A 21,353-nucleotide genomic window follows, 5' to 3' on the forward strand; every position below is an offset into this window, starting at 1 on the left:
ATATGACTGTACGAAAGTAAAATAAATGCCAAATTGAAAGTGCATTTCAATTAACATATTGAATACATGTCCAAAAATCGCTAGAAAACTAGGGATTTTTTTAATTATAGGCAAATACACATACAAAGTGATAATTGTCCTACATAAATTATAAAGGAAAGATACTTTTAATCTGAGGAAAGGAGTGCCACTTCGGGATAGGGATATCCCGATAGTAATTGTGAATGAAGTTATGAAAAGGTTTTGTGTTATAGACTGTAGGATGAATTTGTAAACTTCATTTTTCTATTTATTTTAGCAATTGACAGTATTAACCCATAAGAGAGCGTCATGACGAACTGATTAGTGTGGTTAATCGGTTCTTTTTTTATAGTTTAAAAATGAAAAGTTTACATAATGAATAGGAATCTGAATTGATTAGTAAGGTGGGTGTCGAAATTTGTTTTAAAATATGCAATTTAAAGTAGGATAATAGGAAGGAGTTTAACGGGAGTTCCGTCGAAGTGTACAGAATGTCGGTATTTAAGGACAGCTGGCATTATGCTATAAAAACATTTGGTGATGCAGTCATTTCATATAAAAAGGAGGGTCATTTGGGCGTATAGAAAAGGGTTGGTCTTCAGTTTTTTAGTTCCGAATTTTCTGTTTTATAAAATTTTTTAAGCACTCATTTGTATATTTTATAATAGTTTTTTGATAAATTCACTGCTTTTGCAGAGGATTCTTTTTTATGAAAGAAACGTCAATTTTCTTCATATATATATACAAATTGGAGAAATGGGGGAGCGCTATGCGCGATTACTTAATTAAACCACTTGTTGGTCAGCCGTATCCAATGATTTCACATGGAAAAGGTGTTTATTTGTATGATCAAAATGGCAATAAATATTTTGATGGTTCGTCAGGAGCAATTACGGCAGGTATTGGGCATGGCGTAAAGGAGATTGCAGACGTTATTAAAAAGCAAGCTGAGGAGATTGCTTTCGTTTATAGATCACAGTTTACGAGTGAACCAGCTGAAAAATTAGCGAAGAAGTTAAGTGATTTAAGTGTAGGAGATTTGAACTGGAGTTTTTTTGTAAATAGTGGTACGGAAGCGAATGAAACAGCTATGAAAATTGCAATTCAGCATTTTCAAGAGCGAGGTATTCAAGGGAAACATAAAATTTTATCAAGATGGATGAGTTATCACGGTATTACGATGGGTGCTTTATCAATGTCTGGGCATCCACTACGTAGACAACGTTTCGTATCTATTTTGGAAGATTATCCGACTATACCAGCTCCATATTGTTTCAGATGTCCTGTTCAAAAGGTATATCCAACTTGTCAGCTGGCATGTGCGACTGAACTAGAAAGATCAATTGAAAGAATTGGTGCAGAGCATATTGCTGCTTTTATTGCTGAGCCGATTATCGGAGCAGCTGGAGGCGCGGTTGTTCCGCCGAAAGACTATTATAAAGTCATTAAAGAGATTTGCGACCATTACGATATTTTATTTATTGCGGATGAAGTAATGACTGGGCTTGGTCGTACTGGAGCATGGTTTGCGATGGAGCATTGGGGCGTAGAGCCGGATATTATGACACTTGGTAAAGGGTTAGGAGCGGGATATACACCGATGGCAGCGACAGTTGTAAGTGATCGTGTTATGGAACCAATATTACGTGGATCACGTTCAGTAATGAGCGGTCATACGTTAAGTGCAAATCCATTGTCTGCAGCAACGGCTTTAGCTGTTATTGAATATATGGAGAAACATAATCTTCCTGAAAAAACAGCAGAAAAGGGAGAGTATTTAATAAAAGGCTTACAGAAAGTTCAGCAACAATCGACAATCATTGCTGATGTGCGCGGAAAAGGGTTGCTAATCGGAGTAGAATTGCAACCGTTTACAAAAGCGTCAGAGCTTATTTCAGTTGCAGCTAAAAATGGTCTGCTTTTATACCAAGCAGTTTCAGGGCAAGCAGGAAAAGAAGATAGTGCACTGCTTGTAGCACCGCCAATGACAACTACATATTCCGAGTTAGATGAATTACTTTCAATTTTCTCTAAAAGTGTGGAAGAGATGATGCAAAAAGGAGGGCATAGTATCGCATGACAACTATTACAAATACATTCGGTAAATTAAAAGAAATTGAGGAAGTAATTTCTTTGTTCCATGATGATATGGCATTGATGTTTGGGGGATTTGGAGGGATTGGATCCCCTCCATCTTTAATACAGGCAATTTTAGAAAAAGGCGTTACAAATTTAAATTTAATTGGAAATGACACTGGATTTCCTGATGTAGGTATCGGTCGTCTTGTTACAAATGAAAGAGTTAAATCAATAATTACTTCTCACATTGGCTCCAATCCAAATGCAGGAAGGCAACTAAACGAGGGAAGATTACAAATTGAGTTTTCTCCGCAGGGAACATTAGCAGAGCGCATTCGCGCTGGTGGCGTTGGTCTTGGTGGTGTTTTAGTTGATGTTGGTGTTGATACGATTGTGGAAGAGGGAAAACGAACAGTTGAAATGAATGGTAAGACCTACTTAGTTGAAACAGCATTAACTGCTGAAGTTTCAATTGTATATGCAAAAAAGGCAGATCCGTTTGGTAACCTTGTATTTGACAAAAGTGCACGAAATATGAATCCTCACGTAGCGATGGCTGGGGATATAACAATTGTAGAAGCGGAAGAAATAGTCCCGCTTGGAAGTTTAGATCCAGAGGAAATTGTCGTTCCAGGTGTTTTCGTAAATTATATTGTACCGTCGGAAGGAGTGAACTGGAAATGGGTATGGGCGTAGAAGTGAGGGATAAGATTGCTAGGCGTGCGGCGAAAGAAATACAAAATGGTATGATTGTAAATTTAGGTATTGGCATACCATCGCTTGTACCAAATCATTTGCCTGACGATATAAATGTTATGTTTCATGCGGAAAATGGAATCGTGGGCATGGGACCAACGCCAAGTAAAGGGAATGAAGATGAAAATTTGTGTAATGCAGCAGGTTTACCAACTTCTCTTATAACAGGAGCGAGTTATTTCGATAGCTGCACAGCGTTTGGGATGATCCGAAAAGGTTTGCTAGACATAACGATTCTTGGTTCATTACAAGTAAGTGAAAATGGCGATTTAGCAAACTGGATTGTACCTGGAAAACGTGTTCCAGGTATTGGTGGAGCAATGGATTTAGCACAAAAAGCGAAGCGGGTCGTTGTTGTGATGAATCATGTTGATAAGTACGGAAATGCAAAAATTGTTTCAGAGTGTACATTGCCATTAACTTCAAAGAAATGTGTAGATTTAATTATTACTGATATGGCAGTCATGGAGGTAACTCCGAGTGGACTTATATTACAAGAATTAATGAGCCCATACACAGTAGAAGATGTAAAACGACATACAGAAGCTGATTTTCAAATTAGTTCTAACTTACTAGTAATTGAATGAAGGGAGATGTAATATATGGAGCAATTAAAAAAGCAAGTTTGTGATTATATTGAGAGCCATGAAGAGGAAAGTGTGAAATTTTTAAAACGATTAATTCAAGAAAAGAGCGTATCTGGTGATGAAAGCGGTGCGCAGGCAATTGTGATTGAAAAATTACGTGAATTAGGTTTAGATCTCGATATATGGGAGCCCTCCTTTTCTAAAATGAAAGATCATCCTTATTTTGTATCACCCCGTACAAGTTTTTCAGATAGCCCAAATATTGTAGCAACTTTAAAAGGAAGTGGCGACGGGAAATCTATGATATTAAATGGGCATATTGATGTAGTTCCAGAAGGGGATGTGAATCAGTGGGAACATCACCCTTATAGCGGTGAGAAAATAGGGAATCGTATATATGGCCGTGGAACGACGGATATGAAGGGCGGAAATGTCGCACTTATGCTTGCGATGGAAGCGATCATTGAATCTAGTATTGAATTAAAAGGAGACATCTATTTTCAAAGTGTAATAGAAGAGGAAAGTGGTGGAGCAGGGACATTAGCAACTATATTACGAGGATATAAAGCAGATGGTGTCATTATTCCAGAGCCTACTAATATGAAGTTTTTCCCGAAACAACAAGGTTCCATGTGGTTTCGTCTACGTGTAAAAGGGAAAGCTGCACACGGTGGAACGCGCTATGAAGGGGTTAGTGCAATTGAAAAAAGCATGTTTGTTATAGAACATGTAAGAAAGCTAGAGGAGAAAAGAAATAGTCGAATTACAGATCCGTTATTTAAAGGAATTCCAATTCCAATTCCAATTAACATTGGCAAAATTGAAGGAGGGAGTTGGCCAAGTTCTGTTCCCGATGAATTAATTTTAGAAGGAAGATGCGGTGTTGCGCCGAATGAGACTATAGAGGCGGCAAAAGAAGAGTTTGAGAATTGGATTGTTGAATTAAATGATGTGGACAATTGGTTTGTTGAAAATCCGGTAGAAGTAGAATGGTTTGGAGCGAGATGGGTTCCTGGTGAATTAGAAGAAAATCATGAACTCATTACAACACTTCATCATAACTTTGTTGAAATCGAAGGGAACGAACCAATTATTGAAGCATCTCCGTGGGGGACTGATGGAGGTTTATTTACACAAATTGCAAACGTACCAACAATAGTATTTGGTCCAGGAGAGACGAAAGTAGCACACTATCCAAACGAATATATAGAAGTTGATAAAATGATAGCTGCCGCAAAAATTATTGCATGTACATTACTAGATTGGTGTGAGGTGAAAAAATGAAATACTATGAATCTTTTAGAGAACAGACGAATTGTTATACAGTAGAAGGCGTTTTAGATTATTTTAATAAACGTATCCGGGTAGATCACTATACAGGAAATGTTGAAAGTATTATACAGACAATTGACGAACTAGCAGAGAAACATTCTTTCACTAAATGTATTATTAAAGGAAAGGGAGAGCATGTTTCAACATGGCTCTCTTTCGGTTTTGTGTTGGAAGCAACGATACCTCATTATTTTCAAGGACACGATGCATACTTTTTTGTGAAATATAATAATGATGAAAGACGAAATAGTATGCATTGGACTGAGGAAGATACTATATTAAGCGGTGTAAAAGGAAAAGAAATAAAAGAAAAAGTAGTTCCAGAGAAATTTTTGCTGAGAAAAGCGACTGAAGAAGATGCAGAAGAATTAGCAACTGTCTTCGGAAAAGTATTTGAAGTGTATCCGACACCTTTAAATGAAGCGAGTTATGTATTACAGACGATGAAAGAAGACGATACAATTTACTACGTGTATGAATTTGAGGGGGAAATTATTAGTACAGCATCTGCAGAAATGAACATAAAGGAAGGGAATGCAGAATTAACGAATTGTGCTACTTTACCTGAATATCGTAAACATGGATTTATGAAAAGTTTACTAATTAAATTAGAGGAAGAGCTTCGAGAAAGATCTATTTTCTGTTCCTATACAATTGCTCGATCGCTTTCTTTCGGAATGAATGCTGCCTTTCATCAATTAGGCTATACGTATACAGGAAGACTGGCGAATAATTGCTACATTTTCGATAAGTTGGAAGATATGAATATATGGGTGAAAGATCTATCTAGTTATTCGAAAGCAGTAAAACTTCCGTCTCAAAATTTGGCTGTAAAGCAAAACAGTTAGGTGGAGCTGGGTGTTCGAAAAAGTTGTACTAATTAGAGTTTCGAGTTATCTAATGAAAATATAAAATTGGTCAAAATTATAGAACGGAATCGTCATGCTTACAATCGCACATAGGTGTGCCGAAAATTCGGCATGTAATTGCTGGATTTTCGGCAAGAGGGGGGATGACATTGCTAGCAGTTTCGACACAAGAAGTCATTGAAGCGATTTTGGGCAGTATTGATGAGGCTATACACGCTGTAGATGAAAATGGAATTACAATATTTTATAATTCTGTAGCTGCAAAACACGATGGATCCAAGATTGAAAAAGTGTTAGGGAAACATCTGTTAGAAGCGTTCCCGTCTTTATCAAGGGAAACGAGTACATTGATGAAAGTACTAGATACAAAAAAACCTATCGTACATCAGGTACAACATTATCAAAATTTAAATGGTGAAGATGTTTGTACAGTAAATACGACGTTACCTATTTTTATAGATGGGAATATTGCTGGGGCTGTTGAAATTGCAAAGGATTACTCTACAATTCAAAAACTTACTGACACAATTGTTGACTTACAGTCGAAAATAAAGCGATCATCTAGAAAAAAAGTGATTAAAAAGCACGCTGCATTTGAGACGATAGTGACAAATGATACGCGGTTTAAACAGACGAAAGAGTTAGCACAAAAAGTAGCACCAACAGACGCGAATGTTTTAATATATGGTGAAACAGGAACAGGAAAAGAACTGTTCGTACAAGCAATTCATGAAGCTTCTAAAAGAAAAAACAAGCCATTTATTGCACAAAACTGTGCAGCTTTACCAGAGTCGCTATTAGAAAGTTTATTGTTTGGAACGACAAAAGGAAGCTATACGGGAGCGATTGAAAGAGCTGGGCTATTTGAACTTGTTGATGGTGGTACATTATTTTTAGATGAACTGAATTCAATGCCTCTTGATTTGCAGGCAAAAATGTTACGAGTGTTAGAAGATGGAGTCATTAGAAGAATTGGTGATAATAAGACGAGAAAAGTAGATGTTCGTGTTATTACCGCAATGAACCAGCCTCCAGAAATATGTTTACGAGAGAATAAAATTCGCACTGATTTATATTATCGCTTAAACGTATTTTCATTATATATCCCACCGCTTCGTGAAAGAACTGAGGATGTACTATTATTAGCATCTTATTTTTTGAAAGAATATAATAAAAGTTATAAAAAAGGTGTACTTCAAATTGATGAGGAAGCGAAAGATAGACTGCAAGCTTATCAGTGGCCTGGAAATGTCCGGGAGTTAAAACATACGGTTGAACATGCTGTTATTATTGCAGAAGGGAATACATTAACAGCCAATTGTTTACCACGTACATTTCGGAAAGAGAAGTTTTCGAAGAAGAAGGGTATAATGCCACTTAGAGAAGCACTTCATCAAACAGAAAAAGAATTAATAGATCAAGCGTTGATTGAAACGGAAGGGAATATATTACAAGCCGCAAAAATGTTGGGTATCCCTCGTCAAACGCTTCAATATAAACTGAGCAAGTACGACAAAACCGCCGAATAATCGGCGGTTTTTGTGTGTTTGCACCAATAAAAGAGCGTTTACATATATAAAAAGTAATGAATATGATGTTAAGTATTGATTTCATACAACGCTTAAAAATATTTTTTCGCTTATGTAATAGGGTTCTCCGCACATTTACTTATCAACAATGTAAAGTTGGCATAACTATTGCTTATATAAAGGATGAGCGTATAAAAAGGGGGAATAGCAATGTTACATGATGTATACAAACCAAATCGTCACTGGAAGGATATCGAATTATGGAAAGATGTTACTGAAGAGCAATGGAATGATTGGGTTTGGCAATTAACGAATACGATCAAAACGTTAGATGACTTAAGAAAAGTGATTAACTTAACACCTGAAGAAGAAGAGGGCGTTAAAATTTCAACGAAAACGATCCCGTTAAACATTACACCGTACTATGCTTGGCTAATGAATCCTGATGATCCACGCTGTCCGATTCGGATGCAATCAGTACCGATTTCGGAAGAGTTATATAAAACAAAATATGATTTAGAAGACCCACTTCACGAAGACGAAGATTCACCAGTTCCAGGGCTAACACATCGTTATCCGGACCGTGTACTATTCTTAGTAACAAATCAATGTTCTATGTATTGTCGTTACTGTACACGTCGTCGTTTTAGTGGACAAATTGGAATGGGTGTACCGAAGAAACAATTAGATGATGCAATTGCTTATATTCGTGAAACGCCACAAGTACGAGATGTATTAATCTCCGGTGGTGACGGACTTCTAATTAACGATAAAATTTTAGAATATGTATTAAAAAATTTACGAGAGATTCCGCATGTTGAGATTATTCGTATCGGAACGAGAGCACCAGTAGTATTCCCACAACGTATTACAGAAAACTTATGTAACATTATTAAAAAATACCATCCAGTATGGTTAAATACACATTTCAATACATCTATTGAAATTACTGAAGAATCGAAAAAGGCATGTGAAATGTTAGCGAATGCTGGTGTTCCAGTCGGAAACCAAGCAGTAATTTTAGCTGGTATTAACGACAGCGTTCCAATTATGAAAAAACTTATGCATGACTTAGTAAAAATCCGTGTACGTCCATACTACATTTATCAATGTGACTTATCTGAAGGTATCGGTCACTTCCGTGCACCAGTATCTAAAGGTCTTGAAATTATTGAAGGTTTACGTGGACACACATCTGGTTATGCTGTTCCGACATTCGTTGTTGATGCGCCAGGCGGAGGCGGTAAAATTGCACTTCAACCAAACTATTTAATCTCACAAAGTGCAGATAAAGTTGTACTTCGTAACTTTGAAGGTGTTATTACGACGTATCCAGAGCCAGAGAGCTATATTCCAGGAAGAGCGGAAGGATACTTTAAAGAGATTTATCCGAACTACGAAGAAAAACGTTCAGATGTTGGTATCGCAGGTCTTATGAGCGATAAGAAATTTAACCTCGTTCCAGACGACTTACAGCGTATGAACCGTCGTAAAGACTACGAAGATAATGATACTCATGCATCTTTAAAAGATAAACGTGATAAGCGCGATCAATTAAAAGATAAAAAATATCAAGCACAAATGGCTAAGTTAGAAGAAAACGACAAAAAAACTGAGGGTGATGCAGTATGAATTGTATGTGGTGTGACAGTACAGAAGCGAAAGAAAGCTTGAATACTGTATATTGGGAATTACCAGATGGTACGAAAGCCATTGAAATCCAAGAGACACCATGTATTTCTTGTTCCTCGTGTGGGATGGACTATCAATCAGACCATACAGTAAAAGAAATTGAAGATCAATTATTCTTAATTTACACGAAAGATTTACCAAAACAACTAACATATGAAGAATTAATGGGAAGACCGCGTCTATTAAAAAGAAATTATTTCGACTTTTAACCAGCTTTTATGCTGGTTTTTTTCTTTTTTGCCTTGTATAATGTACCCAAGTTAGAAAGGTAGGGAATATTTTTGAAAAAGACATTTTACCATTATATGATGAAGCATCGTGCAGCTTTATTTAGAAATGAAATTTCAGATTTAGCAGAGGCGATGTATGATGATTTAAGTTTTCCGAAGCAATCTGAAGACTATGATGAAATTAGTTCATACTTAGAGTTGAGCGGAATGCTAGAAAGTATGTCTATATTTGATGAAGCCTGGGATTTATACATACAAGATAGATAAAAACTATTTGAAAACATACAGAATACATTACTTTATTTAAAGTGAAGTATTCTGTATGTTTTTTTATTATGAAATTTGTTGATTTGAAGCTAGTCTAGTTACTAGCTTTTGTTTGAGTGTAATGTAAATTTTATAAGATTATATTTTTTATTGAAAAAATTTATGAATATAAGCTTCTGTGATAAGCGTTTTTATGTAGGTTGCATATACTGATATCAAAATCACGACGTCAAAAAAAGGAGAGATAGAGATGGCAAGAAAAAAACAACCTAAATACAACGTAGGGGACATAGTCGTGATTACGCTATATGGAACCGTTGGGAAAATCACAAATATGAAGGTCTTAGATGGAGTTTATGTATACGAAGTCAATAATCACGATGGATTTTACGTAGAGCAAACATTGCAGCACGTTACAGAGCAAGATATGAAAAAGGGCGATACGGAGTGGATTGAATTAAATTATAATTTCACGTTTGGTGATCTTGTGCAAGTAACTGGATATGATAAAGATGTTTTCCGTATTGTTGGTTTTCGTACAGAAGTATGGAGATATAAGAATGACGCATGGGAAGATACAATTTATGAATTGTCACGGATTACGGATGGTGAATGGTTAGAAGCGGATGAATCAGATTTAACGTTACTCGCCAATGCTCAAACGGCAAATGCAATTTTGAAGAAAATGAAACAAGATAAAGCAGGTATGAATAAATTAGATTTAGGAAAGTTAAAGTCAATTAACAACTCGAAAAAAGTGAGTGTTAAGACGAATCGTCAAGAAATCATTGATGGATTACTTGACATTTATAACGATTATCAATTATTGTTCGATACATTTAAAGATGAAGAATATAAAATTGTAATGGATGTTGTTCATAATTATTTAGTTAAATTGACAGAGAAAAAATAGTTAACTAGAAAGAGAGAATAAATTGAACAACAACATATGCAGTATAAGGTATGCCTACAACTATTAAAAAAATAAAAAGCCACTTTATAAGAGAGTCTGCCCATTGATCTTCATGCATGAACTCTTCTTTTGTTTGTCTTACTTCATATTGATTTTCCATTATTATTTCCCCCTTTGAATAGCTTGTACTACAATCGTATGCATCTCGTCCAAAGCTTATGACCTATAAAAAAATAAAATCTATTTTTCTAATCTCATATACATAATTTTGAGATTTTTTCATAAAACAGAAATAAAGGAGTGATGCTCATGAAGGAAATTGAAGTCGTGATTGATACGGAAGAGATTGCGGAGTTTTTTTATGAGCAACTAATTGAAAGAGGGTACGTCCCAAAACGAGAAGAAATTGAAGATCTCGCAGATATTACATTTGAGTATTTATTAGAGAAATGCATGATTGATGAAGTTTTTGATGAAGAGGATGAATGAAAGTAACGACGGGCATAACTCGTCGTTTTTTACTCTTTACAAACCTGTCACAAGTATAGTCAATAATTATTGATATAATGAAAAGGAAATTTTACTCAAGAGGTGAAGGAATGTTCAAAAAAATTATTGATTCTTTATTAGGAAAGAAAAAATATCGTTCGTATTCAAGTAGTGATTATCGTCGTAGAGGGCGCTCGTATTCAAGTAGCGATTATAAACGACGTTCATCTGGTTATGGACATCAACATTATAAAAGAAAACGTAAAAGCCGTAGCTTCTTTTCAAGTAGCTGATGAAATGGCGTCGTGTACTAGCATTATTTGATAGACCACTGCGAAAAAATACAATTGTTGCAGAGCATTATAAAATTGAATCAGTAATTGGAATGGGCAGTTATGGGGTTACATATGTCGTTAATGATTTGCAGATAAATAGATATAAAGTCTTAAAACAATTAAGACAAAGTAAACAAAGATATGAGTCTGGTAGAAAATCATTTGAACAAGAGAAAATGATTTTACAAACATTAAATCATCATGCAATTCCTAGTCTATATGATCATTTCATATGGGAGAAAAAGAGCTTCTTTGTGATGGAGTACATGTCTGGTAAAAATTTTGAAGATTATATTTTCATAGATGGGTATGTATATACAGAACGTGAAGTTTTTGAGATTTTATATGAAATATTAGAAATTGTATCGGTGTTTCATAGTGAAGGCATTATTCACCGAGATTTACGCATTCCAAACATATTAATGAAAGAAAATCAAATTAGTATTATTGATTTTGGATTAGCTAAATGGAAAGGTGAGGATGATGAGCGAGCTACAACTTACGAAGGTGAACAAGCTTTGATGCGAGAAGTTCAATTTCGTAGCGACTTTTATGCGCTCGGTCATTTCTCATTATTTTTATTATATGCAGGATATGAATCTAATGAAAAACAGGAAAAACCATGGTACGAAGAATTAACTTTGGAAAATTATAATCGCGAAATGCTTATGCGAATGTTACAAATAAAAACGCCGTACTATGAGAATGTACAAGATTTAAAACAAGATGTAGCTTCTGCTTTAGAAAGGATGGAGACTCCATGTTTCAAAAGTTTTTAGCAAGCGTTGGTATTGGAAGTGCAAAGGTAGATACTGTTCTTGAAAAAGATGAGTATATTGTTGGGGAAGAAATAGTTGGAAAGGTTCATATAACTGGAGGTTCAGTTAGCCAACAAATTGAAAGCATTTACTTAACATTATCGACGTCGTATGTACGAGAAGTGGATGATAAAAAAGTAACAGCAACATATGATTTAGAGCGAGTACGCTTAACCGAACCTTTTTCTGTAGAACCGAATGAAACAGTTGACATTCCATTTTCTTTTCCAATGCCAATTGAAGCACCACTTACACTTGGTATGAAAACGGTTTGGATTCATACAGGTCTTGATATTAAACGTAGTATAGACCCAAGTGACCGCGACTACGTTCAAGTGTTACCTAATGCATTATTAAGTAGTGTTTTAGATAGTGTAAATGAATTAGGGTTTAAAGCACGTCATATAGAATGTGAAGAATTACCGCACCGATTACGTAAGCAAGTTCCATTCGCACAAGAATTTGAGTTTATTCCGGTTTCTGGAGAGTACTACGGCAGATTAGATGAATTAGAATTATTAATTTTGCCACGTGCATACGACCGATTAGAAATAATTATGGAAGTAGATAGAAAATCACGTGGATTAGCTGGTTTATTCGCTGAGGCACTTGATCTTGATGAGAAGGTTATTCGCTTCACTGTAACAAGAGAAGATATCCCTGAGATGAAGCAAAAAATTAATAATTATATTTTTTAATAAACTATGCATAAAAAAGAAATGGAGAGGAAAACTAAAACAACCGCTCCATTTTTTTGCATAGTGAGGTTATGTATGTGAAACGATATCGACATTTATACTTGCTAAGTTTTACGTTACTCATTTGTTTTGTCGTATTATCACTTTCGTATCATACCGCTTGTATTGAGAACTTTGACAATATAGTCGCACATTTTATTCAAAGCTTTCGAAACGATTATTTGACGACCTATTTTACTTGGGTGTCTTTTATCGGTTCCAAAAGAATATATTTTCCATTACTCATTATTCTTGTAATGTATTTTCTCGTTAGAAAAAAGTTGCTTAGTGCGTTACTTCTAACAATTAATTACTACGGATCTCGTTATTTAAACAGTATGCTTAAACTATGGTACGAACGAGCAAGACCTGATGTCACGCAGCTTGTTACTGCAACTGGATATAGTTTTCCGAGCGGTCATACGATGAATGCTACTGCTTTTTTAGGATTTATTGCATACGTCACAATTACTGAAGAGCGTATTTCGTTGCATAAAAAATTGTTAATTATTCTTATAGCAAGCTTTGTTGTATTATCTATTTCAGTTAGCCGAATATATCTTGGCGTGCACTATCCATCTGACATATTAGCAGGATGGGCAGCTGGTGGTAGCTGGCTCGTTTTATGTGTTATATTCCATAAAACGTTCATAAAAAAAGAACCTATGTCATAATAGGTTCTTTTTTCATTGGCTCAACATGAATGTGTGCATGGTAAATTCCAAACTTTTTGCGAAGCATAGCTTCGATGTTGTCGGTAATACAGTGACTTTCTCCAACATCCATGCGAGCATCTACTTCAATTGTAATATCAACGTACGTTTGATTCCCATACATACGTGCTCTAATATCTACAATGTTTTCCACACCGCCAATATGCTCAATAGCATCAGCGTATTCTTCCATTTTATCAGGATCAATTCCATCTGTAAGCATATGAGAAGATTCTACGAAAATCTCCCATGCAGTTTTACAAATAATAAGACCGACAATTAAAGCGGCAATAGGGTCTAAAATAGGCATTTGGAACTGAGAACCGACAATACCTACTACGGTACCAATACTTACGAGTGCATCTGATAAATTATCCTTTGCAGCGGCTTCTAATGATTTACTTTTTGTTCGTGCTGCAATTTTTTTCGTATACAAATACACGCAGTACATAACGACAGCAGAAAATAAAGCAACCCATGCAGCGAGTATATTAGGCGCTGCTTGTTTCGGATTTAAGAAAGATTGAATGGCACTAATAACAACTTCTAATCCGACTGTTGCCATAATGAAGGACGCAACAAGTGATGCGATTTGTTCGGCCCGCGAATGCCCATACGGATGATCTGGGTCACGAGGTTTACGAGATATTTTTAGACCAATTAATATCGCTAAAGAAGCACCGATATCCGTTAAGTTATTTAAACCGTCAGCACGTAATGCGCTAGAGAGGGTAATATAACTGATGATGATTTTCATAGAGGATAAAAATATGTAGGCCATAATGCTGACAATAGCGCCTTTATCAGCTTCTTTATGAGAAAGAGTATCCATTTTAATCACTCACCTTTCTTTAAAGGAATTTCTTTCTATAAATAGAGTATCAAACGAAAGTCGTGTGGGTCTATACAAACATTGTTGACGTTTTATAGCTTTTTAAGAAGGGGATAACAAAGTTTCGTGAAGGAAAAATATGTTGAAAAGTACAAAGTCAGGGTGTAAACCTAATTAGAGTCTATTTACTAAAGAGATAGGAGGGGAGATGGATCAAGAAACGAATACTTTTCTTACTACATATTATTCTTATCATGACAAGGTGTAATTCATTAAACGAGGAAAAACGTCAAAAGATAATTATGAAAACAGATGAAAGCCCTCTGGAAAATATTTTCCAGAGGGCTTTCATCTTAGTATGCTTCTAAAAACTCAGTAACTTGCTCTTCTGTTTTTGCGTTAGCACTATGTAAGTGGCCTAGCTTCTCACCGTTTTGGTATACAAGTAAACTTGGAATACCCATTACTTGATACTCTTCAGCGATACTTGGAAACTCATCTTTATTAATAGAATACCATTCAAATTTATTGAACTCTTCCATTACATCTCCGATAAAGTTGTCCATACGTACGCAATCTGGGCACCATGTAGTAAAGAACTTAACAACTACTGGCTCCTCGCTTGCGATGATGTCTTTGAATTCTTGTTCTGTTTTAATTTCTTTCATAAGTAAAACTCCTTTCAATATCACACGAATTTATATGCAAAATTCGCATTTGCAAACATGTTGCAAACTTATTATTTGTTTTTTAGTTTTGTAGTTCGTTCACACTTATAAAATTGTATGTAACATGGCTGCGCTACTAAGTGTGAAAATAACGGAACCTCACTTTTCTTTATAAGCTTTTTCCAGGATTGTGTCAAACTTTTGAATTTTATACAGAAATTAAAGAAGCCCAAACTTTGATTGAGTATGGGCAGAGTGACTAAAATTAATTGCTTATTAATTTCGAATAAACATTTAAATCGATAAGCTTTCCAGCTGATTTTTCGCTTTTTCTCAGAGTACCTTACAAAAGTAAAGTTTAATTTTTCTAATACTTTTACGGAATTTACATTTGCTGGTTCAACTTTTACAAAAATTGAATCAGGTTAGAAATTATATGGTTGTAATGGGAATTGAGGGATATGAATAAAAAAATTGTATCCCGCATTAACGGGCAGTAAGACCTCCACTGATTAAAGTTTCACTTTATTAGGGATTTGCCTTAAACATTTATTACAGTCAAGAATATTTATAATAATATGAACTAAAAAAGGTCCAATTTTTGTAATGTTGGAGGGGATTATTGTGGACATAACTCAAAGCGTGGCAAGAATAGTGGTTAATGGGAAAGACCTTTCTTTCACTTCAGTTCAAACCTCTGCATGGAATCATGGACCTGTAAATGATTTAATCATTACGACGAATCAGAGGGTGAATGAGCTTTTTCAATTCATGTGGTCACAAGTACCGGTTACGATGTCGATATATTTTCTTCAAGGGGCGGATTTACTTAGGTTCGTTAGGGTTGCTGGAATCGATGAGCGTGTAACAGGAGAATATGTATATCATTTCATTTGGTAATAAGAAGAATTCAAAGTAGTCTAGCAGCTACTGTTTTATTTTGTCATTTGAACATAAGCAAGCGGACTAGCTTATAGTACCTACTGAAATAAAGAATCATAATATAATTTGTAATAAATTATACGGAAGTGAGTTGAAGATCATGTTTTATTCATATTTTAATTCTGAAGCTGGCATGCGACCAGCGTATGGTACGTCTATAACATATAGTGGAGCACAAAGTACAGTCCAAGCTATTCAACAAGCATTGCAAATGCAACAACAAATGCAAATGCAGCAGCAAGGAGTACAACCATATTACTCATCCGTAGAATATCTTTATCCAGTACATCATGTTACACCGTACGGAAGTTCTTTTCTTACTATTCCATATGGAACTATATACAACTTATAACTAGTAAGGAATGAAGTTGAGATTTATGCACAAAGTAGTATAGATGGGGTTTTAAGTCCTTTAGAAGATGGGGCACATTTTGAAGCAGCAAGATTTCCTTCTCCAATTAAATAAAACAGATAATTAAATGTTTTTTAGTAGGTTTAGTTAATCCCCTTACCAAATGGTGGGGGAATATTATTGTTTTTCTAAAATATATAAGTAAATAGGTAAAGTGTGGTTTAATTTGTAGGGGCTTCAACCTTCTGCAGATAATGAACAAAATAATATGCAAATAAGTAACATGCTTGTGAAAACTCATTGTTAGTAAGTTTACTAGTTTTCTTATTGAACAGAAAGACGGAATACATAAAAGATCGTATCATTACGTTTTTTCTTTACTATATAGAAATTACATATTGAACACAGCTTTGTATAGGTAATGCTAATACACTGAAAAGAATAACATAAAGGCGATTACACTATATAAAAACAAAATCAATCCTAAGATGAGTAGTATCGGATGCAGCTTGAACATATTTGACCTCCTTGAGTATATAAAGAATTTTAATATATTGTTGGTCAATTTAGAAGGGGGGACGGTTATATAAAAAAAGAGCATACATAATAAGTACGCTCCAAAGAAAGATAGGTTTTATGAGTGGATAATCTCCATACGATAATATATGTTCTTTTAATAAAAACGTGTAAAAAATCAATGAATTATCAATGGAATATCATAAAATGAGTAATTTTAGTCTAGGAATGCAGTTATTTTCTTTCTCAGTTATTTTAGGTAACAAAGTTGTGAAAATCGTGCATTATGCGGACTAACAACGGGATAACGATCGTACTTCAGTTACATATTTCTTAAAGTCTGGATATTGCGTGATAGTTTGACATTTAGGGGCGCATAGTTGATTAATTATAGACACATTTGTAATTACTTCGTTACAAGGACCGAAAAATGTAACTTTTAGTTTTGAATTTGGTGGGATTTTGAACACGATAGGTTTTTTTTCCATGAAATCAGCTCCTAATATTGAGTATTATAATTTAAAGGATATAGAGTCGTATTAGTATAATATGAAATTTCAGTGGATTTGCTTATAATAAAGAATTTCATAGTAGTAAAAGTGCTTAAAGATGTAAAGGGAAAATTGAGAATGTGAAATAAGATGTTTAATTAATATAACTGATGCATTTTTTAGTTTTTTACATATTATGCTAGTAAGAATTGTATAAGGAGGTAGTGTAAAATATTGGAAGGGAATGTACAAGTTCAGCTTTCGCCACCTTGGATCACATATTTTAATGAATTGAAAAATTCAATAGGTGCTGATCCAACTGTTACAGTTGGGCCACTTATTCCTGTTGGTGGTAATTATATTATTTTAGTGCATGCGTTAAGCAACGAAAAAGCGAGAGCATTAGTAACTCTTTTAAAATCTTTTGTACAATTTGGGAATGTAAGTGTGACAGTTATTGTAACGAATAATGAGAATGAAATTGTAAATCCATTTCCTTGTCCACTAGATGCATTTGAAATAGCTCATTTATTTCAAGTAGCACTAGAAAATAATCCTTATTTTGAACAAGTTGTGGTACAGCCTCAGTTCCCTGGCGGACCGAATGTTGTCTTTCCGGTTTTCGCTGCGGAAGTCATTCAGTTTTTCAATGACGATATTTCTAACTTATGTCAAACGTTTACAGGTGTTGCTGCCAATGTATTTCGTGATGTAATGAAAGATGAGATTTGTGGTATCCCAATTCTATTTTCCACAAGTTGTGTTATGAGCAGTGAAAATAAAGAATTACAAAATACAGATTTAGCACCAAAGTTGTTTTATTAAACTGTAAAAAGACATTTTCATTAATAGAAAATGTCTTTTTTTATGCACCAATAGTGTTCAGGTTGGAAAATTGTGATTTAAAAGGAGTAAACTTCAATTAATTTAAATTTTTCTAAATCTCAAATTTCATGTAGAGGTAGTAATTTTGACTTAAGAATATATAGAAAATGAGGGATGAAATTTTTTAGTTGAAAGGAAATCGATACTGAAAGTTATAATTTAATAAAACAGGGATTTTTTTCTAATATCTGTAAAAATGATTAATAGGACGAGATTACATAATAAATGAATAGTAGGGTATATTTCGAATGTTTTATGTGGCATACATGTTAAAGTTTATAGAAATATTTCTGAAAGAGAATATATTTTGAAAAACAGTAAAGATTCTTTTTACTTATATTATAGATAGCTAGTTTTAGAGAGCTGAGGCTTACAATAAAACTAGCTATGAATAGGACATTCAAAAGGAGCTGGAATGTATGGGGTATATTGTAGACATTTCAAAATGGAATGGAACTATCAATTGGGATATTGCAGCATCTCAGCTAGATTTAGTGATTGCTAGAGTTCAAGATGGCTCTAATACGGTGGATTTTATGTATCAAAATTATGTTAGTGAAATGAAAAAGCATAGTATCCCATTCGGTAATTATGCTTTTTGCCGTTTTATATCTATTGCTGATGCAAAGAAAGAGGCACAAGATTTTTGGAATCGTGGTGATCAATCTGCTAAGTTTTGGGTAGCGGACGTAGAAGTTCAAACGATGGTAGATATGCAAGGCGGGACACAGGCATTTATTGATGAATTACGCCGTTTAGGTGCGGAAAAAGTAGGATTATATGTAGGGCATCACACGTATCTATCATTTGGAGCACGTAATATTGAAGCTGATTTCGTATGGATCCCTCGTTATGGAGGGAATAAGCCAGCATATCCATGCGATATGTGGCAATATACGGATTCAGGGAATGTTCCTGGGATTGGGAAATGTGATCTGAATCGATTAGTAGGAAATAAGTCACTTTCTTGGTTTATAAATTCGAACAAAGCAAATCAATCTAACATAGTGTATACACAGCAACCAAATGGCATTGGTATTGCAGTTTCGAAATATCCTGATGGATATGGAATAAATTTATATGAAAACCCCATGAATCCTCAATTTACAGGTACACTCACTCAAAAAATTCCATATTTAATCTTAGCAGGTTATTGGGGAGGCGGTGAGCAAGATATGATTTGTTTAGGGAACGATAAGCAGTGGGTATATTTAAAACATTTTAATGTGAAATGGTTTTATGCAACTTCAAAATATCCTGTCGGTTACGGAGTAAATTATTATGAAGAGCCTGAATGTATGAATTATAAAGGAAACATAGATGGATCGACATCTTTTCGAGTGTGGGGTAGAGTGGGAAATGCGGTAGATATCGGACAGAATAGTTGGATACCTGAAAAACATGTAATTATTAAGCAACTATAGAAGCTATATTTTTTTGAGAATTATATAAAGAGCCTTCTTACTATGCATAGTAAGAAGGCTCTTTATATTTAAAAATGAAAATACATGATACATAGTCAACTCATATGAAATGAATTACATGTAGAAAACACACTGTTTTCACAATGACTGTGTATAGTTAATTTGCATAATGATAAAAGTGAGGTATTTGAATTGAAAAAGAAGAAAATATTTATTGGAACAATTATTTCATGCATGATGCTAGCATTATCTGCATGTGGTTCCTCAGACAACGTAGTAACATCAAAAGTAGGAAATGTTACAGAGAAAGAATTAAGTAAAGAATTACGACAACAATATGGAGAAAGTACTTTATATCAAATGATGTTAAGTAAGGCATTGCTAGATAAATATAAAGTTTCAGATGAGGAAGCAAAAAAGAAAGTAGAAGAAGCAAAAGATAAAATGGGTGAAAACTTTAAATCGACTTTAGAACAACTTGGGTTGAAAAATGAAGATGAATTAAAAGAAAAAATGAAGCCAGAAATTGCATTTGAGAAAGCAATTAAAGCAACAGTTACAGATAAAGATGTGAAAGATAACTATAAACCAGAAATGAAAGTAAGTCACATTTTAGTGAAAGATGAAAAAACGGCTAAAGAAATAAAGGAGAAAGTAAATAATGGTGAAGATTTTGCTGCCTTAGCAAAACAGTATTCAGAAGATACTGGTTCAAAGGAACAGGGCGGGGAAATATCTGGTTTTGCCCCTGGACAAACAGTGAAAGAATTTGAGGAAGCTGCGTATAAATTAGATGCAGGCCAAGTAAGTGAGCCGGTTAAAACAACTTACGGTTACCATATTATTAAAGTGACGGATAAAAAAGAATTGAAGCCATTTGATGAAGTAAAGGATAAAATTCGTAAAGATATAGAACAACAAAGACTACAAGATACGACAGGTAAATGGAAACAACAAGTAGTCAATGATTTATTGAAAGATGCTGATATTAAAGTGAATAATAAAGAATTTAAAGATACATTTAAATTTCTAGAAAAGAAATAATGACTGTAATCATAATTAGAAAAGGGAACTCATATAGAGTTCCCTTTTTCTAATTAGTGTGTGAGTTATAAATAGATAGTAAGACAATACAATATTACATTTAAATATTAAGAATTACAATGGAAAATTATGGATTATAATTATTTCAACGAAAGTGGATATTCTACGGTTTTCATTATGCAAGTTTATTACATATATTTACTCTTTAATAATGGATATCGAACATAATTTAAAAAATAATACATATAATGTTTTTGAATAAATATTTAACATGGATAATTAGTAAAAAGCTGAGCATTCGATTGGAAAGGATGTTCTTTTTCATATGAAAATTTTAGGATAAAGAATGAATCGTTTTAAACGCGTCATTTACCACATCAATAAATTAAGGTGGTGGAGAATATATGAAAGTAATCTTTCAAGGAGAGGGCGGCGCGAAAATTTTTGAGTCATATGATGAAAATGTAAGTGATTTATTAGCTATATTAAAAGAAACGAAAGGGATTAAAATCGGGATGGTTGAGTATAAAGTGTTAAAGTACGAACTTAATTATTTTCGTCATCCGAAAAAAGCGGATACAGAGAGAGAGTTACATATAATAGTACAACCTAAGTATATGTAATAAAATATAATAATAAAAATCATTGATTCAGTTTTGTAAAGTTCCATAGAGTATGTAAGAAAAGAGAGTGTTGTAAATGCTCTCTTTTCTTATGCTTTGTGAGTTCGTTTATCATAGTATATGTTTTCAGTTATAGATGGTTAATAAACGATAAAAATTTAAAACTTTTTCGTTTAGGCAGGGATTTTATATTTAAGTAAACAAATATA

General features: G+C 34.2%; 25 protein-coding genes and 2 pseudogenes. 22 read left to right on the forward strand and 5 right to left on the reverse strand.

Features of this window, described 5'->3' with window-relative positions; all coding sequences use genetic code 11:
* Positions 1-790 precede the first annotated feature (790 nt).
* The 10 genes from ACS2CR_RS05155 to ACS2CR_RS05200 all read left to right on the forward strand — a co-directional run bounded on the left by ACS2CR_RS05155 (position 791) and on the right by ACS2CR_RS05200 (position 10,275).
* Positions 791-2,101, forward strand: coding sequence for an aspartate aminotransferase family protein (locus tag ACS2CR_RS05155; RefSeq protein WP_001205882.1), 1,311 nt, complete (start codon positions 791-793; stop codon positions 2,099-2,101).
* Positions 2,098-2,796 carry an acetate CoA-transferase subunit alpha gene (gene atoD, locus ACS2CR_RS05160; protein ID WP_053512289.1) on the forward strand — a complete coding sequence of 233 codons (699 nt, stop codon included), beginning with the start codon at positions 2,098-2,100 and terminating at the stop codon, positions 2,794-2,796. The genes ACS2CR_RS05155 and atoD overlap by 4 nt, the downstream gene beginning before the upstream one ends.
* The gene (locus ACS2CR_RS05165; protein WP_000525278.1) at positions 2,781-3,443 is read left to right on the forward strand and encodes a CoA transferase subunit B; all 663 of its coding nucleotides are present in this window, start codon (positions 2,781-2,783) and stop codon (positions 3,441-3,443) included. The genes atoD and ACS2CR_RS05165 overlap by 16 nt, the downstream gene beginning before the upstream one ends.
* 15 nt (positions 3,444-3,458) lie before the next feature.
* Positions 3,459-4,727 (forward strand): peptidase, encoded by a 1,269-nt coding sequence (locus ACS2CR_RS05170; RefSeq protein WP_000436691.1) that lies wholly within the window; start codon positions 3,459-3,461, stop codon positions 4,725-4,727.
* The gene (gene ablB, locus ACS2CR_RS05175) at positions 4,724-5,623 is read left to right on the forward strand and encodes a putative beta-lysine N-acetyltransferase (RefSeq protein WP_000878608.1); all 900 of its coding nucleotides are present in this window, start codon (positions 4,724-4,726) and stop codon (positions 5,621-5,623) included. Before ACS2CR_RS05170 ends, ablB begins: the two co-directional genes overlap by 4 nt.
* A gap of 164 nt (positions 5,624-5,787) precedes the next feature.
* Complete coding sequence (gene rocR, locus ACS2CR_RS05180; protein WP_074643110.1) at positions 5,788-7,173, forward strand: arginine utilization transcriptional regulator RocR; 1,386 nt, start codon at positions 5,788-5,790, stop codon at positions 7,171-7,173.
* A gap of 210 nt (positions 7,174-7,383) precedes the next feature.
* Entirely contained in the window at positions 7,384-8,805 is a 1,422-nt protein-coding gene (gene ablA, locus ACS2CR_RS05185) for a lysine 2,3-aminomutase (protein ID WP_000902142.1), read from the forward strand.
* Positions 8,802-9,074: a YokU family protein gene (locus ACS2CR_RS05190; RefSeq protein WP_000995763.1), complete on the forward strand. Its 273-nt coding sequence runs from the start codon at positions 8,802-8,804 to the stop codon at positions 9,072-9,074. The genes ablA and ACS2CR_RS05190 overlap by 4 nt, the downstream gene beginning before the upstream one ends.
* A 72-nt stretch (positions 9,075-9,146) precedes the next feature.
* Positions 9,147-9,362: a YozE family protein gene (locus ACS2CR_RS05195; protein WP_000750717.1), complete on the forward strand. Its 216-nt coding sequence runs from the start codon at positions 9,147-9,149 to the stop codon at positions 9,360-9,362.
* 250 nt (positions 9,363-9,612) lie between these two features.
* Complete coding sequence (locus tag ACS2CR_RS05200) at positions 9,613-10,275, forward strand: hypothetical protein (RefSeq protein ID WP_000101499.1); 663 nt, start codon at positions 9,613-9,615, stop codon at positions 10,273-10,275.
* A gap of 4 nt (positions 10,276-10,279) precedes the next feature.
* Here the strand turns inward: ACS2CR_RS05200 and ACS2CR_RS05205 are convergent, their stop codons facing one another.
* On the reverse strand, positions 10,280-10,435 hold the full coding sequence (locus ACS2CR_RS05205) for a DUF3930 family protein (RefSeq protein WP_000431487.1): 156 nt from the start codon (positions 10,433-10,435) through the stop codon (positions 10,280-10,282).
* Positions 10,436-10,584: 149 nt separating this feature from the next.
* On the opposite strand from ACS2CR_RS05205, the gene ACS2CR_RS05210 reads away from it, so the two are divergent.
* From ACS2CR_RS05210 to ACS2CR_RS05230, 5 genes are all read left to right on the forward strand, one after another.
* A complete protein-coding gene (locus ACS2CR_RS05210; protein WP_000658451.1) occupies positions 10,585-10,764 on the forward strand; it encodes a YozD family protein in 180 nt (59 codons plus the stop codon).
* A gap of 110 nt (positions 10,765-10,874) precedes the next feature.
* A complete protein-coding gene (locus tag ACS2CR_RS05215; protein ID WP_000473371.1) occupies positions 10,875-11,057 on the forward strand; it encodes a hypothetical protein in 183 nt (60 codons plus the stop codon).
* Positions 11,057-11,878 carry a serine/threonine protein kinase gene (locus ACS2CR_RS05220; protein WP_000872051.1) on the forward strand — a complete coding sequence of 274 codons (822 nt, stop codon included), beginning with the start codon at positions 11,057-11,059 and terminating at the stop codon, positions 11,876-11,878. Before ACS2CR_RS05215 ends, ACS2CR_RS05220 begins: the two co-directional genes overlap by 1 nt.
* Positions 11,860-12,615, forward strand: a complete 756-nt coding sequence (locus ACS2CR_RS05225) for a sporulation protein (RefSeq protein ID WP_000486631.1) — start codon at positions 11,860-11,862, stop codon at positions 12,613-12,615. Before ACS2CR_RS05220 ends, ACS2CR_RS05225 begins: the two co-directional genes overlap by 19 nt.
* A 77-nt stretch (positions 12,616-12,692) precedes the next feature.
* Positions 12,693-13,328, forward strand: a complete 636-nt coding sequence (locus ACS2CR_RS05230) for a phosphatase PAP2 family protein (protein WP_000833370.1) — start codon at positions 12,693-12,695, stop codon at positions 13,326-13,328.
* On the opposite strand, the gene ACS2CR_RS05235 is transcribed toward ACS2CR_RS05230, so the two are convergent.
* From ACS2CR_RS05235 to ACS2CR_RS05245, 3 genes and pseudogenes are all read right to left on the reverse strand, one after another.
* Complete coding sequence (locus ACS2CR_RS05235; RefSeq protein ID WP_000380380.1) at positions 13,318-14,199, reverse strand: cation diffusion facilitator family transporter; 882 nt, start codon at positions 14,197-14,199, stop codon at positions 13,318-13,320. The genes ACS2CR_RS05230 and ACS2CR_RS05235 overlap by 11 nt on opposite strands.
* 353 nt (positions 14,200-14,552) lie before the next feature.
* Positions 14,553-14,867 (reverse strand): thioredoxin family protein, encoded by a 315-nt coding sequence (locus tag ACS2CR_RS05240; RefSeq protein ID WP_000658787.1) that lies wholly within the window; start codon positions 14,865-14,867, stop codon positions 14,553-14,555.
* A 265-nt stretch (positions 14,868-15,132) separates the two neighbouring features.
* Positions 15,133-15,283, reverse strand: a pseudogene (locus ACS2CR_RS05245) (GNAT family N-acetyltransferase); the annotation flags it as partial.
* Between the two features lie 208 nt (positions 15,284-15,491).
* Between ACS2CR_RS05245 and ACS2CR_RS05250 the strand changes: the two are divergent.
* The 3 genes and pseudogenes from ACS2CR_RS05250 to ACS2CR_RS05260 form a co-directional block, all read left to right on the forward strand.
* Positions 15,492-15,767, forward strand: a complete 276-nt coding sequence (locus ACS2CR_RS05250) for a hypothetical protein (protein WP_000355689.1) — start codon at positions 15,492-15,494, stop codon at positions 15,765-15,767.
* Positions 15,768-15,909: 142 nt separating this feature from the next.
* Positions 15,910-16,161, forward strand: coding sequence for a DUF3947 family protein (locus ACS2CR_RS05255; RefSeq protein ID WP_153602417.1), 252 nt, complete (start codon positions 15,910-15,912; stop codon positions 16,159-16,161).
* Positions 16,162-16,170: 9 nt separating this feature from the next.
* A pseudogene (locus tag ACS2CR_RS05260) lies at positions 16,171-16,275 on the forward strand (ABC transporter permease); the annotation flags it as partial.
* 695 nt (positions 16,276-16,970) lie between these two features.
* On the opposite strand, the gene ACS2CR_RS05265 reads toward ACS2CR_RS05260, so the two are convergent.
* Positions 16,971-17,165: a hypothetical protein gene (locus tag ACS2CR_RS05265; protein ID WP_000412556.1), complete on the reverse strand. Its 195-nt coding sequence runs from the start codon at positions 17,163-17,165 to the stop codon at positions 16,971-16,973.
* 237 nt (positions 17,166-17,402) lie between these two features.
* Between ACS2CR_RS05265 and ACS2CR_RS05270 the strand changes: the two genes are divergently transcribed.
* From ACS2CR_RS05270 to ACS2CR_RS05285, 4 genes are all read left to right on the forward strand, one after another.
* Positions 17,403-17,993, forward strand: a complete 591-nt coding sequence (locus tag ACS2CR_RS05270; RefSeq protein WP_000398986.1) for a hypothetical protein — start codon at positions 17,403-17,405, stop codon at positions 17,991-17,993.
* Positions 17,994-18,472: 479 nt separating this feature from the next.
* Positions 18,473-19,477, forward strand: coding sequence for a glycoside hydrolase family 25 protein (locus tag ACS2CR_RS05275; RefSeq protein WP_000540659.1), 1,005 nt, complete (start codon positions 18,473-18,475; stop codon positions 19,475-19,477).
* 192 nt (positions 19,478-19,669) lie between these two features.
* Positions 19,670-20,521 (forward strand): peptidylprolyl isomerase PrsA, encoded by an 852-nt coding sequence (locus ACS2CR_RS05280; protein ID WP_000727342.1) that lies wholly within the window; start codon positions 19,670-19,672, stop codon positions 20,519-20,521.
* Between the two features lie 404 nt (positions 20,522-20,925).
* Positions 20,926-21,144 carry a hypothetical protein gene (locus ACS2CR_RS05285; protein ID WP_000864279.1) on the forward strand — a complete coding sequence of 73 codons (219 nt, stop codon included), beginning with the start codon at positions 20,926-20,928 and terminating at the stop codon, positions 21,142-21,144.
* The last annotated feature ends 209 nt before the right edge of the window (positions 21,145-21,353 follow it).

Origin of the sequence: Bacillus cereus group sp. BceL291 (assembly GCF_051776705.1) — a bacterium.
GTDB lineage: Bacteria > Bacillota > Bacilli > Bacillales > Bacillaceae_G > Bacillus_A > Bacillus_A cereus.

Bases quoted from the DNA above. Each gene is read 5' to 3' on its own strand.
- ACS2CR_RS05155 (WP_001205882.1), top strand. From the start codon at position 791: ATGCGCGATTACTTAATTAAACCACTTGTTGGTCAGCCGTATCCAATG.
- atoD (WP_053512289.1), top strand. From the start codon at position 2,098: ATGACAACTATTACAAATACATTCGGTAAATTAAAAGAAATTGAGGAA.
- ACS2CR_RS05165 (WP_000525278.1), top strand. From the start codon at position 2,781: ATGGGTATGGGCGTAGAAGTGAGGGATAAGATTGCTAGGCGTGCGGCG.
- ACS2CR_RS05170 (WP_000436691.1), top strand. From the start codon at position 3,459: ATGGAGCAATTAAAAAAGCAAGTTTGTGATTATATTGAGAGCCATGAA.
- ablB (WP_000878608.1), top strand. From the start codon at position 4,724: ATGAAATACTATGAATCTTTTAGAGAACAGACGAATTGTTATACAGTA.
- rocR (WP_074643110.1), top strand. From the start codon at position 5,788: ATGACATTGCTAGCAGTTTCGACACAAGAAGTCATTGAAGCGATTTTG.
- ablA (WP_000902142.1), top strand. From the start codon at position 7,384: ATGTTACATGATGTATACAAACCAAATCGTCACTGGAAGGATATCGAA.
- ACS2CR_RS05190 (WP_000995763.1), top strand. From the start codon at position 8,802: ATGAATTGTATGTGGTGTGACAGTACAGAAGCGAAAGAAAGCTTGAAT.
- ACS2CR_RS05200 (WP_000101499.1), top strand. From the start codon at position 9,613: ATGGCAAGAAAAAAACAACCTAAATACAACGTAGGGGACATAGTCGTG.
- ACS2CR_RS05205 (WP_000431487.1), bottom strand. From the start codon at position 10,435: ATGGAAAATCAATATGAAGTAAGACAAACAAAAGAAGAGTTCATGCAT.
- ACS2CR_RS05210 (WP_000658451.1), top strand. From the start codon at position 10,585: ATGAAGGAAATTGAAGTCGTGATTGATACGGAAGAGATTGCGGAGTTT.
- ACS2CR_RS05215 (WP_000473371.1), top strand. From the start codon at position 10,875: ATGTTCAAAAAAATTATTGATTCTTTATTAGGAAAGAAAAAATATCGT.
- ACS2CR_RS05220 (WP_000872051.1), top strand. From the start codon at position 11,057: ATGAAATGGCGTCGTGTACTAGCATTATTTGATAGACCACTGCGAAAA.
- ACS2CR_RS05225 (WP_000486631.1), top strand. From the start codon at position 11,860: ATGTTTCAAAAGTTTTTAGCAAGCGTTGGTATTGGAAGTGCAAAGGTA.
- ACS2CR_RS05235 (WP_000380380.1), bottom strand. From the start codon at position 14,199: ATGGATACTCTTTCTCATAAAGAAGCTGATAAAGGCGCTATTGTCAGC.
- ACS2CR_RS05240 (WP_000658787.1), bottom strand. From the start codon at position 14,867: ATGAAAGAAATTAAAACAGAACAAGAATTCAAAGACATCATCGCAAGC.
- ACS2CR_RS05255 (WP_153602417.1), top strand. From the start codon at position 15,910: ATGTTTTATTCATATTTTAATTCTGAAGCTGGCATGCGACCAGCGTAT.
- ACS2CR_RS05265 (WP_000412556.1), bottom strand. From the start codon at position 17,165: ATGGAAAAAAAACCTATCGTGTTCAAAATCCCACCAAATTCAAAACTA.
- ACS2CR_RS05275 (WP_000540659.1), top strand. From the start codon at position 18,473: ATGGGGTATATTGTAGACATTTCAAAATGGAATGGAACTATCAATTGG.
- ACS2CR_RS05285 (WP_000864279.1), top strand. From the start codon at position 20,926: ATGAAAGTAATCTTTCAAGGAGAGGGCGGCGCGAAAATTTTTGAGTCA.